Annotated in this window: 12 protein-coding genes; 4 read left to right on the top strand and 8 right to left on the bottom strand. The window is 59.2% G+C overall.

The genetic code is table 11. From position 1 onward, the window contains the following. Both M2335_RS16475 and M2335_RS16470 read left to right on the top strand, forming a co-directional pair. A partial coding sequence (locus M2335_RS16475) for a hypothetical protein (RefSeq protein ID WP_264595539.1) occupies window positions 1-559 on the top strand: 559 nt, incomplete at its 5' end. 2 nt (window positions 560-561) lie between these two features. Then, on the top strand, window positions 562-1,776 hold the full coding sequence (locus tag M2335_RS16470) for a tyrosine-type recombinase/integrase (RefSeq protein WP_264595538.1): 1,215 nt from the start codon (window positions 562-564) through the stop codon (window positions 1,774-1,776). Window positions 1,777-2,270: 494 nt separating this feature from the next. On the opposite strand, the gene M2335_RS16465 is transcribed toward M2335_RS16470, so the two are convergent. The 7 genes from M2335_RS16465 to M2335_RS16435 all read right to left on the bottom strand — a co-directional run bounded on the left by M2335_RS16465 (window position 2,271) and on the right by M2335_RS16435 (window position 10,064). Further along, window positions 2,271-2,882 (bottom strand): DUF3800 domain-containing protein, encoded by a 612-nt coding sequence (locus M2335_RS16465; RefSeq protein WP_264595537.1) that lies wholly within the window; start codon window positions 2,880-2,882, stop codon window positions 2,271-2,273. 11 nt (window positions 2,883-2,893) lie between these two features. Further along, on the bottom strand, window positions 2,894-3,400 hold the full coding sequence (locus M2335_RS16460) for a helix-turn-helix domain-containing protein (protein ID WP_264595536.1): 507 nt from the start codon (window positions 3,398-3,400) through the stop codon (window positions 2,894-2,896). Window positions 3,401-4,239: 839 nt separating this feature from the next. After that, window positions 4,240-6,039, bottom strand: coding sequence for a UvrD-helicase domain-containing protein (locus M2335_RS16455; protein WP_264595535.1), 1,800 nt, complete (start codon window positions 6,037-6,039; stop codon window positions 4,240-4,242). 1 nt (window position 6,040) lies between these two features. After that, entirely contained in the window at window positions 6,041-8,323 is a 2,283-nt protein-coding gene (locus M2335_RS16450) for an ATP-dependent nuclease (protein WP_264595534.1), read from the bottom strand. Next, window positions 8,208-9,107: a 3'-5' exonuclease gene (locus M2335_RS16445; protein ID WP_264595533.1), complete on the bottom strand. Its 900-nt coding sequence runs from the start codon at window positions 9,105-9,107 to the stop codon at window positions 8,208-8,210. The genes M2335_RS16450 and M2335_RS16445 overlap by 116 nt, the downstream gene beginning before the upstream one ends. Window positions 9,108-9,299: 192 nt before the next feature. Then, the gene (locus M2335_RS16440; RefSeq protein WP_264595532.1) at window positions 9,300-9,629 is read right to left on the bottom strand and encodes a hypothetical protein; all 330 of its coding nucleotides are present in this window, start codon (window positions 9,627-9,629) and stop codon (window positions 9,300-9,302) included. A gap of 30 nt (window positions 9,630-9,659) precedes the next feature. Then, complete coding sequence (locus tag M2335_RS16435; RefSeq protein ID WP_264595531.1) at window positions 9,660-10,064, bottom strand: hypothetical protein; 405 nt, start codon at window positions 10,062-10,064, stop codon at window positions 9,660-9,662. Window positions 10,065-10,508: 444 nt separating this feature from the next. Here M2335_RS16435 and M2335_RS16430 point away from each other — a divergent pair, with 444 nt between their 5' ends. Both M2335_RS16430 and M2335_RS16425 read left to right on the top strand, forming a co-directional pair. Then, window positions 10,509-10,718 carry a hypothetical protein gene (locus M2335_RS16430; RefSeq protein ID WP_264595530.1) on the top strand — a complete coding sequence of 70 codons (210 nt, stop codon included), beginning with the start codon at window positions 10,509-10,511 and terminating at the stop codon, window positions 10,716-10,718. 270 nt (window positions 10,719-10,988) lie between these two features. Continuing rightward, complete coding sequence (locus M2335_RS16425) at window positions 10,989-11,444, top strand: thermonuclease family protein (RefSeq protein ID WP_264595529.1); 456 nt, start codon at window positions 10,989-10,991, stop codon at window positions 11,442-11,444. Window positions 11,445-11,660: 216 nt separating this feature from the next. On the opposite strand, the gene M2335_RS16420 is transcribed toward M2335_RS16425, so the two are convergent. Beyond that, entirely contained in the window at window positions 11,661-12,353 is a 693-nt protein-coding gene (locus tag M2335_RS16420; RefSeq protein WP_264595528.1) for a tyrosine-type recombinase/integrase, read from the bottom strand. Window positions 12,354-12,673 lie beyond the last annotated feature (320 nt).

Genomic DNA, 12,673 nt, shown 5'->3' with positions numbered 1-12,673 from the left:
GCCAAAGCCCGGCGCGAAGCAAGCCCTTGCCAACAATACCGGTCACCCCGCGATCATGGCGAACGCGAATTCGCTCGGCTACGGCATCAGTCGGGGCGGTGCGATGATCTATTGGCCCGGCACCGAAGACGCAGGTGTGTATCCTACGGTCGCCATGACCCAGTGGTTTGAACGTACCGGCGAGTTTTGGGGAGTGGCAGGCGGCTTCCTGTTCGATCGCGATGGGCGGATCACGCTCGCGACCGGTTCGTTCTTCAAGCATTGGCTGTATTTCCTCGAGCGCAACAGTCGCCTGGCGCTCGAACATGGTGGATCGCTGCCGATCCACGTCCGTCTCGGCGTGAACGGTCTGGCGAACAGCTGGTGGCCGCTCGGGCGCTATTCGTTCAGCGATGAGGGCTTCGGCGCGGTCGAGGACAGCTATGAGTATGACACCACGCTCTCGTCGATCGAACCGGAAGCGCTGAAGCCTGTGGTGGCCGATGCCTTCAATGGCTTGGCAGCGATCTATGGGATCGAGCCGCAGACCTTCGAGCAAATCGAGGCGGCTGCGCGGTAGCGATGGAAGAAGCCGTGACTCCTCCCGCGGACGCCCTTGCGCTCCCTGAAAACGGTGGGCGCGACCTGGCGTTGGAGGTGACGAAGCTGCAGTGCCGGACGTCGATCACGGTCAATGCTGAGCTGATCGCCGCTTACCAAGCGGCAAGCTCGCCGCATTCGATCAGGGCGCTGGCAAGCGATCTTGAGGCTTTCGATAGATGGTGCCGGCGTCATGGGCACATAACGTTGCCGGCGACGCCTGAAATGGTGGCCAGCTATCTGGATGAGAGGGCAGGGCAGGGGGGAAAGCCCGCTTCACTTGGCCGCTACAAAGCATCGATCGCCAAGATCCATCAGCTGCTCGACCTCAAAGACCCGACCCAAGCCGAACTGGTAAAGCTGCGGCTGCGCGCGATCCGGCGCGAGAGGGGCTCGGCCCAAGCTCAGGCGCGGCCGCTGCGGTTCAAGGGGCCGGTCCGGGACGTGGAGCGCGACAAACCCCGCGGCATCAACGTACGGGCCCTCCTCGAGGCTTGTGGGGACGATTTACCGGGTTTGCGGGACCGGGCTTTGCTCTCGGTGGCCTATGACACTGGGCTGCGCGCATCTGAACTCGTGGCCGTCGAGGTCGACCATGTTATTGATGCGCTGGATCCGGAGGCGCGACTGCTCGCTGTTCATCGTTCCAAGGGCGATCCGGAAGGGCAGGGGGCAACGGCCTATCTCTCGCCCCGCTCGGTGCGGGCGATCGCGGCCTGGACCGAGGCCGCCGGGATCGCGGGCGGGCCGCTCTTTCGACGCGTCCAGGTGCGGCGTTACAAAGCGCGGCCGGCGGTGAAGGGGCGGCCGATCGACAGCATCTCCAGTCGAGAGAAATGGGATTTGCGCAAGACGCTGCCAAAACCGGCCGTGCCGGCGAGAGTGGAATATGATGTCGGTGCCGCTGCGCTGCATCCGGGATCGATCGGCGCGATCTGGCGGGCGATCATCCAGCGGGCGTTCGATCGCGGTGCGCTGCAGGACCTGACGAAGGACGATGTGGCCCGCCTGCTCAAGGGCGTCAGCGCCCATTCGACGCGTGTGGGGCTGAATCAGGACCTGTTCGCCGCTGGCGAGGATCTCGCGGGAATCATGGATGCCCTGCGCTGGAAGTCGCCGCGCATGCCGCTCATCTATAACCGGAATTTGGCGGCGGAGGCTGGTGCTGCGGGGCGGCTGATGGCGAAAATTGGATGATGTCCTCACCGCCAAATAGCGGCTCCGATTCATCCTATGCGTGTTGCACTGCCTTTAGGCGCAGCGGACCGAGAAAGTCTTTTTTGCCGATCATAACGCCTTTCGTGCGGGGGATGGTTGCCATGGTGGAACATAGTCGAACGACAGCGGGCCGGCTAGAATGACCTAACTGGAACCACCCAATTCGACCCTGCATGCTCGGCAGACCAGTCCGCGCCCGAGGCCGGACGACCGGGCAGGCAACGAGACGTTAATGACCGGTGCTATAAGAAGGATATCTCGCGTCACCTATGGACATAGCTGTCTGCTGCCCTGCCTTGCGATAATCGGAAGCGGGGTTTATATGGAGACGCAGCAGGATGCCCCTGCATGGCGACTTGTCCGGCCGCGTGTTTGGCAAGCGCCGTGGTCACCCAGGACCGAAAGTCCTGGTTGCCGACCACCTTGGGGCATCCGGCAACGTATCAAGGGGCTGCCACTGGCAGCCCCTTTTTTCATGGCATCTGAATGCCGAAGCGCTCCTTCAGGCCTTTCGCGTTCATCTCGGCACTGACGATCCATTTGCGGGAATAAGCCACCAGATCCGCCAGCTGCAGGAGACGCGAAGCGCTCGAATCGATGCGTGAGAAGCGGGTTACACCGCGAAACCGACCGTCCTGCGCCTTGGCTTGCATCAGGGTCTCGTCGAACGGCGGACGGTCGTTCTGGTGATTGACGTCGAGGATCAGCTCGACGTTGCCGATCGTTTCCCGGTCGAGAACAGTGCGGAATCGCTTAAGTCCGACTTTGACCGTTTCGACGACTGCTTGCCCGTAAAGCGCGGCCGCATCCCCGTCGCGGCGCGCGACCTGTTGGTTGATCAGGACGATCTTGTCGCGCGGCGCCGCGTCCCAAAAGCGTTGCATCAGACCTTGCAGATAGCCGTCGTCGAGCTGCGAGGCATGGATCTCGCCCGCGCTGGGTTCGAGCAGATCGCTGAAAATCTTGTCGATGCGACCGGCGTCGCGGGCGCGCATGAGCACGGCGCCCAGATGGAAGCCATCCAACCCGGCTGTGCCGTATTCGTCCATGAAGCACAGGACTTTCTTGTTGAGGCGCGCCGGCATCGATCAGTCCTTCACGCGTCCTGAGCCGGCTTGGTCTTGCCCCGGGCGCGGAAACCCGGACGCGCGACAGCGCCGCGCGCGGCACGGGCCTCGTCCGCGACCTCTCGGAACTCGGGTTCAAGCGCCGCGAGCTTTTGCACAAGACCGCCAAGGTCATACTCGTTCGAGATCTTGCCGCGGTGCGCAGCGGTGCGCTCGATACGGCGCACGAAGCCCGCCGTTTCCAGCTCGGCGATATAGCGCTGGACCTGCCGGTCGCTGAGGCCCAGGCGAAAGGCCAGGTCCGCCTTCTTGGGGAACGGCTTGCGCCCGGCATCCCACCAGAAGTCGGCAAGCTGCACGAGCACCGCAAGCTGCGTGGGGTTCAGGCCAAGACGCCGCTGCGCACGAAACAGCAGCGAGGGCAGGATGCAGAAGCCAAGCTCCATGACTTTGGCGCCCCACTTGTCGTGTGAACCGCGCCGCGCTGTCGCGCGCTTGGCAGGCGAATCCTCCTTTTTCGTTGTTTCTTCAGCCATTGCCATTTATAACCTCCGTCATACCGCGCATTTATGCCCGAATCCTGAATGTTTCAATGGCAAGTGATAGGTCATATATGACGCCTACTGACTGGTCAATGCCGACTGGTAGGAGAAGGCGTGGATGTCCTCTCTTAAGTAGGATTCAGGGAATTCGGACAATCGGGAAGCTGTTACGAAGATAGTAGGATTGGGGCTCCCGTCGGACATGTCCGGTCGGTTCGCAAATAATTATCAACGTGCGGGAAGAACGCGGGACTGAGTCTGTGCGCGGCCTGTCAAGGTAGGCCGCGGCTACTTCGGCAGAAACCTTGGACACGTTGTAGAGCGTCACGCCGCCGCCGGTCGCTTTTGCCGGATCAAACAGCGCGAGGTTTATCCTTTCGCTGACCGAGCCTCGAGGCGCGAAGCAGCCCATGGGTGCCAATCAGCTGAATGTCCGCCTAGTAACTGCATCTCCAATTCCGGACAGTCACAAGTGTCCAACAGTCCTGACTGTCTGCTTTGAGGCGCGCAACGGTCGATAGCGGACATTCAATCGCAGCAGAAGCAAAGACGGCAGTCGACCAACACAGGCCGTTCCAAGATCTGGCCAGAACGCCTGCTTTTGCCGAAACCCGCCATCCCCGCTCCGTTGCTCCGCCCCCAGAAGTCTGCAATGAATTCGGTCGTTTAAGTCATGCTCTTTGCGACCCCAAAGATCGGCGTTGAGTTTATCTCTGAGCGCATTGACCGGCGTGAACCGTTGGTCGGATCGGTCTGGGGCGCGGTGCCAAGCACGTTGCGCGGAAGGCAGACGGCGTGCTGATCGGTCAGCGCGGGCGCGGCGGCAGGTAACTTCAGAACGGGGGCTGATTGTACTGAAAAACGCACCCAACAAGAACGTCTGTCGGTTGATAGTCTCCGCTCCAGCCGCGACTGCGACCGCGTTCAGAAATCAGATGCAGGTTTTTGCGGGCCCGCGATGACACCACGTAAACGAGCTTCTTTGCCGTCTCGATCTGCTCTGGATCATTGTAGAAAGGCACCATGCCCTCGAGCAGGCCATAGGCGATGACCGCGTCATATTCGGCACCCTTGACGCCGTGAATCGTCGAGACGGTGATGCCGGTCCTGTCCGCAAAGACCTTCCGGAACATGGCGACCTCGGCAATCGCCACCGAACCCTCCTTGACCAGAAGGTCGATGCGCTTTTGCGAGCATTCGAAGAATGCCTGGTGATGCTCTTTCAGCGACGGAAAGGCGCCGTGATCGATGCTGAGCGCCGCGCACAGCTGGTCGAAAAACGCCCGTAGGAAAGTCAGGCCGTCGGATTCGTCGATCGTGATGGCATTGCACGCCCGCAGCAACCTTTTGCGATCCAGACCGGCAGTATCGACACCGGCGTCGTGCAGGCCAGCGATCACTTCGCCCGCCCATCGCATCCGGCGAACATAAAGCTGCGGAGAGGCCTCGGTCAGGATGATGCGAGACAGCTTGTACCAGAAATTGTCGACGTCGCGTGCGAACGGCACCATCCCAGGGCCGTCGAACGAATAGGCTGGCATCGCTGTGACCAGGCGCCGCGTCATGCTGGCGAGGTGGACCCATCGGGGTGCGACGATGCAAACCTCACGCGCCGCTATGCCCAGTGTCTCGACATTGTAGGTGATGAGCCGGACCAGCTCGGCCTCAAGGTCGTCGCGGTGCGTTTGCTGGTCAAACGAGACGACGCTCGCATAATCCTTGTTATGCCCCACCGCCTCGATCTTCGAGGCGAAGACGTTGTAGTTGCCGAAATAGCCGACGATCCGCGAGGAGGATCGGTAATTGTCCGACAGCTCCATCTCCTTAAACGTGATGCCGCACCGGGCGCCGAAATCTGCCGCCGTGATCGCGTAACCGCCTAGCGAACTGTAGATTGCCTGGTTGGGATCTCCGACCACGAACGCAGATGCGCGACCCTGCGAAGCCTTCAGAATCGAGGCGAGAATCGCATATTGGATTTCCCGCGTGTCCTGAAACTCGTCGACCAGGACACACTCGAAGATGGCCCCGAGCAGCACGCTGATCGAAGGATTATTCTTAATAAGCTTGTAAGCAGAGTAAAGAATAAGCTCGAAGTCTATCTGCCTATTATCGCGAAGCGTTTGCCAATATGCCCTTAATACATCCTTGATCGCGGCATGCTTGTTTGAATCGTTGCACGTGAGCTTATAGCTGGTCGGCGTGAAATAATACGCACAGTCGTAGCGATTGATCTTCGTACCCTGCACCTTGCCGCAGAGCTCATCGAGCATCTCCTCGGTGTCGTGCCCGTTGATGACCCGAAATCCGTTCGCGAGCGCTGGGTAGTAAATCCCGTAAGGTTTGAGGATCCATTCCAGGCAGAAGGAATGGATGGTGCCGATCCAGAGCTGACTCGTGTCAACGCCGAGCTGCTCGATCCGCTCGTGGATCTCGTCAGCGGCCCGGTGGGTATAGGTGATCGCGACGATGCGCTTCTTGTCGGATTTCAGCTCGGACAGGAGGCGCGCGATTTTGTAGGTGAGGGTCCGGGTCTTGCCGCTTCCAGGGCATGCGACGAGAAAGACGCTGCCCGGCTGTTCGATCGCCGCCACCTGCGCGTCGTTGAGATCCTTCTTGTCCCAGACGAACACCTCAAAAGCTTCCGAGTATGACGTTGATGCCGTCGGCCGGGAACGCCGTGAGCATCTCGGACCGGACGCCAGCGAAGTCGATTTCGCCCCGGCTGTAGCGACCGATCTGGCCCCGCATGTCGGCGATCGCTTCGGGCGCATGCATGCCCGACTGCGCGAGAATGCCGACCCGATATTCGAGCACGCTCGCCCAAGTCTGGGTTGTCACGGGCAGATGCGCCTGGAAGATCGCGTCGAGGATATAGTCCGGGATAACCGTTTCCGGCGTGATCATTCGCCCCAGGATGATCGCAAACCAACCTTTGCCGGCATAGCGAGCCATTGTCAGCGCCCGCGTCCCGAACCGCGTGATGTCGCCGGATTCCAGTTCCTCCTTCGATAGAGCGATCGTTCCAGCGTCTGTGTAGACATCACCGAGCACAGACACGACGGTCCCGGCGTTGCCGGCGGACACGAAATCGACCTCGAACGTATGATCCGCGAAATGCGCCGTGAGCCACGGATTGCCGTCACACAGCAGCTTGAGCGCCGCTTCGCGCCGGAGCCCCGCGACCTGCGACCCCAGCGCCTTCTTCCTCGCTGCTGCCTCTTCTTCGTTGTCGAGCACGTTCACGGCCGTATCGATGAAGGCACGATCGAGATCGGTAATGATCGCGCAGCGTTTGCGGATGCGATCGTCGTGGAACAGGACCGCCACATTCTCGAAGCCGGTGCTGCGAATGTTGATCAGGCTGATGCCGAGCTCGTCCAGACTCAGCCCGAAGACCCTCTTGACCAGAATCGGGATGAGGATTTCTTCGGCATCGCCTTCGACGAGCACCACACTTTTCGCAAAGAGCAGGTTGCTGCGCACAGCGTCGAGATAGCGCTGGATGTTGCCTATCTGGACCGAATTCAGACCCGCAGACGGCTGGAAGACCTCGCATCGCCCGCCTTGCCGGCCGAGGATGTTGATATTCTCGACATTGCTCACCTCGGAGATGTGGGTGGAATGGGTCGAGTAGATGACCTGGGTATCGTCATAGTTCAGGCGGTCGAACAGCGTCTTCTGGATATGGGTGTGGATGTGGGCTTCCGGCTCCTCGATGACGAGGAAGTTGGCGAACGACTCCTTCTGCTTCTGATATTTGAATTCGAGCAGCTTCAGCGTCAGGTAGATGAGGTTCGCACCGCCCAGGCTGAGCTCATGGATCGCACCTTCATATTGCTCCTCGGATTCGCCCACGAACAGCTTGAGCGACTGGAACAGGCGGTCCGCCTCGTCCGACAGGTCTGAGCGTATAGAAAGAGATCGCGGTGAATAAGTGCCGCCTGCCGCATCGGTGATGGTCTCGCGGATATCCGTGCGGATGTTCCCGACATCGGGAAGACCCTCGATCGCGTCGTTCAACCCTTTGACCAGTTCACTGATCGGCTCGAAGCTCGCCGGATCGATCTCGCCGCTGCGCCCCTTGAGCAGGGTCAGCAGCGGATTGGTCCGATTGTTCTGAAAATCGGCGACCACATCGCGGAGCGCCTGGACGAAGGTGAAGCATACTTCGCGCGAGATGGAGAGCATGCCGGGGATCACGCCCCCGATCGCGGGGTTCGTCAGCTCCTGGGGGAATTCCACCGCGTCGAAGTCGCCGACGAGTTCCTTATAGATTGCGGGATCGAGGAAATCCGCGACGCTCTTTCCGGTGAAGATCGTCTCGTAGTCATCGAGCGTGATCTTGGATCTAATGGCAACGAGGCCTGCGGTATCGCCGGCGGGGAGGTCGCCGAGGCTCCGCCGGATCGCAACCGTGGGCCGAAAGATCAGATTATATGTCGCCTTGCCGATGGCCCCATCCGCGATGTTGCCGGTGCCGTGGAGGAAGAGGGACTGGATCGCCTCGTCCTGCGATACCTCGTCGAACTCCAGGCTGATGATGACCCAGTGGCCGCGCCAATCGCCGAGGCCACGATGAAAGTCCTTCTCATCGAGCCGATAGGCCGACCGAAGGAGCGTGTCATCTAGGAGGAGGCGGATCGCCCGGAACAGGTTGGTCTTTCCCGAGCCGTTCTCGCCGATAATGGTGTTGACGCCTTTGTTGAAGACGACGTTCGCACGCTCGAAATTCCGGTAATTGACGAGCTGTAGTCTTGAAATATGCACGAACGACGTCCCCCGTTTGATCCGCTGCCGTTTAGTTCTGCCTGTCCGAAAACCGGTTATAGGCGTCCATCCTGTGCAGCAGCAGCTCGACGTCGCGCAGGTAAATCTCTTTGCGGAGAAAGCTGATCTCTGCCTCGCGCCGCGCATCGTCGACGTCGATGTACCAGGCGCGTGGATTGGGGTTCCCGTCCCCGTTCCAGCGATAGCCACGCGCCTTCAGGGCATCCTTCAGATCGAAGGGCGAGTTCTCCGCCCAGATCCGCCAAGTCGGCAGTCGCGCGGCTTCGAGCAAGCTCGATAGCGCAGTCCTGTTCGTGACCGGCAGATCCGACGCAAGTAGCTCGATGACAGCCCGGCAATCATGTTCGGCCCGGTGCCGATCATAAAAGAAGCCCGCGCCCGCCGCGAGATAGTGGAGCTTCGTTCCCTCGAAACCCTCGGCCGCCCAGTCGATCTGCGACATCGAGCATGCCCATGGTTTGGTCGTGAAGACATCGCTAAGCCGCTCCGCGAAGCGGCGGTCAAACGCGGCATTGTGGGCGATCACGAGCGCCGCCGGACCTGCGAACATGGCAACTTCTGCCACATCGATTTTATGTCCGGCGACCATAGAATCCGTGATCCCGGTTATACGGGTTATCTCAGGTGAGATCGGAGCACTGGGCTCTTGGAAGCACTGGAATGTCTCACCTATTTCGAAGACGCGCCCGTCCAGGGAATAGGTAAAGGGGATCATCGCCAACTCTATGATCTCATCCTTTTGAAGATCGAGCCCGGTTGTCTCGACGTCTATCAGAAGTGCTGACTTGGTCGGTGTGCCGTCGGGTGGAGACACCGTCGATCGTGGCGACAGGCGCCGCAGGACGCGATAGTCACCACTCGCGCACAGAAGCCTGGCCAAGTCTTCGAGGTCGGGTGAGGGCTCGTTCATCAGACTTAGCTTCTAGCAAGCCAACGCAGAGAAGGGCAGCGTTTATGGTAGTCTTTTGCTGGACTGCGCTCTCTAAAAGCGTCCATCGGCGCGCAATTTTCACCGACTGAAACACCAGCATGGTGACTAGAGCTGCTGTTCAACCCGTCGCCCTGCAACTGCAGAAAAGTCCCATTCCGGCCGTCTTCAGCATCAGGCGTCGCTGATTGGGGCGGTTGCCGGTCTTGGCTGCGACAGGTCTAAATGGCGCGCGGCAAGTCGCAGCAGCAGATCGATACCACACAGGACGAAGCTGGCGCCCTTCAGGTCACCGTAGCTTCGTAGCGCATGGGTTTCGGCGTGGCGGTTGGGCACACCTCCGCGCGCCGCTGCGTCGCTAGCGTCACGGCAGGATGCGAACAACTGATCGTCAATGAAATCGAACATGGACATAGCCTCAATAGGATCTTCTTTGATCATCGGCACGTCCTGAAGAAGGCGGAGTAAACCATCGACCGCGGCCTTGGGGTTGCGCTTGTTCACAAGTGAGCGTGCCACCGCTTCAAACTCGGGCTACAAGATCCGGACCACCGTCAGGTACTTGCCGCTCGCATACGCCGCACACGCCTCATCGACGGCGGTCTCAACTGATGCGGATAGCCGATTGATACCGTAGCTGCGGATGCGCTGGTCGATCTCAGCGGCGACGCCCTGCCGGTTTGTCGTGAACCAGGACTCAACCATCGATGCGACGTCGACGCCGTCCCCTAGCAACGCCAACTGGAAGGCGTCTTCCATCAGCGAGATTCCTGGCCATTCGGCCTTTCGGAGTTCCCGGGCCGCCTCTTGTGAGACCGCTACTGGATCAATCAGAACAGCAAAGCCGGGTTCGGGAATCAAATCCCATGGACGCGGGTTCACAAAGGGCCACATTCCTGTGCCTTTGCGCGGCCCCCGGCGGCGGAAGGGATCGAACATCGTAAACCTCGCTGCAAATAAGCTGCCAGTCGGCTCCCGGCCCACTCTGTGTCATCCCGGCGATGCCGTTCGGGCAACCGCTGAATGTCAGCTCTTGGTAAGACCTGACGTCCAGCACAGAACTTGCGAATGTCGGGTTTGTCCCAATCTCGGCAGCAGGGTCACGCATGAACCAACGGCAGCTTTCGGGGAGCATCGTCGAACAGTCAAACGACCGAGATATTGGCGAATGACGATGTCACGACACTCCATTAACATGTTCGTCCCTCCTGGGTTCGCTAGTCCAAGTGTGGCTGCAGTCCCGCCGAAGGGGATAGCCGGACTTGGGAAGGAGGGACCTCCTGACTTTAGAGTCCGTTAGTGACCAAAGTTCGATCGGCATGGGAGCCAACGAGCAGATGTGTCGTTGAAATCGAATCGCAGATCGAGAATGGAGAATTTTGTATGCCGGCGACTGACTGGGCCAAGACGTTTCTGCTCGAAGAGCGGAGCCGAAAGCTGAGGTCAAACGAATTGATGGCAAACGGTACCATTGGCCTGCACGAAATCCGTGAGGGTGTGCAGATCGATATGACTGCAGACGCAATCGCCACGAACAACGATCACATCGCCGAGATTGAGCAAATTCTCAAGCAAGCTGGCATCGATTATTAGGTGTGAAACGGCGAGGCTGGCTTAGTTTGATGGCTTTAGAAGGAGTTGCTTCGCTCAGATTTTGAGGCGCGCGCGCTTTTTGCCACATGCAATGAGACTGGTATCCGGCCAATGACAGATCGGCGACAGCGAACCTCAACAGCCTCAAGGGGCAATAGGCTTCAGCCCCCTCGGCTCGCAGCGCTTCGGTCGCTCATGAGAGGGGAAGTGATGCTGTAATCCGCCCGTCAAGCAACCTCCGATTAAGCTCGGCGCGCTAATCGGAGGACCATGACATCTGTTTCGCCTGTCGCCATCCTTGGCGTGGCTGCCATCGTAGGGATCGGCGTGGGAGCCGTCACAGCCAATATTGAAGATCGCTCGGCGAAGGGATCAACAGAGAGACAAGTCTTCGCCTTGTGTCACACCGGTGGTGGCACAAACTGCGTGGTCGATGGCGACACCGTCTGGCTTGATGGGGTAAAAATCCGAATTGCCGACATTGATGCGCCAGAGACCCACCCGCCGCGCTGTCAGCGCGAAGCTGCGCTTGGGAACAGGGCGACCCTTCGCCTGCAGCAGTTGCTCAACGACGGAGCATTTTCGGTGGAGGCGGCGGATCGGGACGAAGACCGCTACGGTCGCAAGCTGCGCATCATCACACGCCGGGGACAGTCGCTTGGCGCGATGCTGGTCAGTGAGGGGCTGGCGCGCTCGTGGAGCGGCGCCCGGCGGCTCTGGTGCTGAAAAAAGGTCATTCGTGGGATAGCGTCACTTTCAAGGGCAGATAAGCGTTCGGTCGGCTCTCTTGGACTGTCTCAATGACAGGTTGCGTGAGGAGGGTCGGCACTTCGCGCAACTCATGTCAGACCTGGGCAGCCTTGGAGAGAGGGCAGGAAAGCTTGCTGAAACTGATCTCCTTTGGCTCAAGGACACTACGCGCACGGCTGCCCGGTTGACTTGTCAGATGAAGTAATTGGATGTTCTAGCGTCCGGCTCAGCGCTGTTTCGTGTGGTTGCTGACTCTTTCCTATTCGTCGTCCCTTCGTCCTTTGGCCGGTGACTGGAAGAGCGTTTGCGGCGGGATGACGTGCGAAACCTTGTCCAAACGCGCTCGACAATCTCGCGCTCTTCAGGTCCAACGGCGACTGCGTAAAGCGACGTGGTCTGGATGTCAGAATGCCCCAGCCAACGCTGCACGAGATTGAGAGGAGCCCCGGCTCCAAGTGCGGCAACGGCGAAGCCGTGCCGCAGTCCCTTAGGGCATGCCTGCGGCCCGGAAATGCGGGCGGCCTTCATTCTGTCGTGGACGTGTCGCCACGCTGTCGATCTCGACCAGCGCCACACTTTGCCATTTGGTCGCTGCAGAGCCAGTTTAACAAGCAAGGCGGCCAAGCCGTCGGAAATCGGCACGGTCCGGAAAATGCCCTTGCGCCGCTTTTTCAAGCATTCGAAAACAATATGAGGGCCGGAATGATCGATACGCATGAGATCAATCGATAGGGCTTCAGAAATGCGACAGCCCGTCTCGGCTAGAAGCCTGCAAAAAGCGTGTATTTCCGTACCTGTATCCTCAGAGGCGGCAAGAAGATCATGAATCTCAGTTCTATTCAAATATTTCCTATGGCCGGAAATATCGTAAACAGACCATTGCATATGAGGATCCCGAGTTATGCTTATTCTTAAATGGCATATCAATGTTAGTTTATAGGGTCGCAGCCGGAATAGAGTATTCACACGGTTAGCAAGCGCCACAACGCAGTTGCGATGGACGTTAACCATATCTGTGGCCCAGCTTGGGTGATAGGAATATTTTGGGACGCTTAGTGATTTTTTTAAACGAATTGTAACGCAACGGTACGAAATAGTTAACAACCTGTTAATATCTAAAATTGCTACCTCGTAATTATACGCAATATGCAGCAATCGTCCTCTGACGGCCCCTTTCGTGGCAAGGTAGAAAACTTTTCTATGTT

The organism is Sphingobium sp. B12D2B, from assembly GCF_025961775.1.
Taxonomy (GTDB): Bacteria; Pseudomonadota; Alphaproteobacteria; order Sphingomonadales; family Sphingomonadaceae; genus Sphingobium.
Note: the sequence above shows the minus strand (reverse complement) of the source record. Positions and strands in the feature narration are given on the sequence as shown.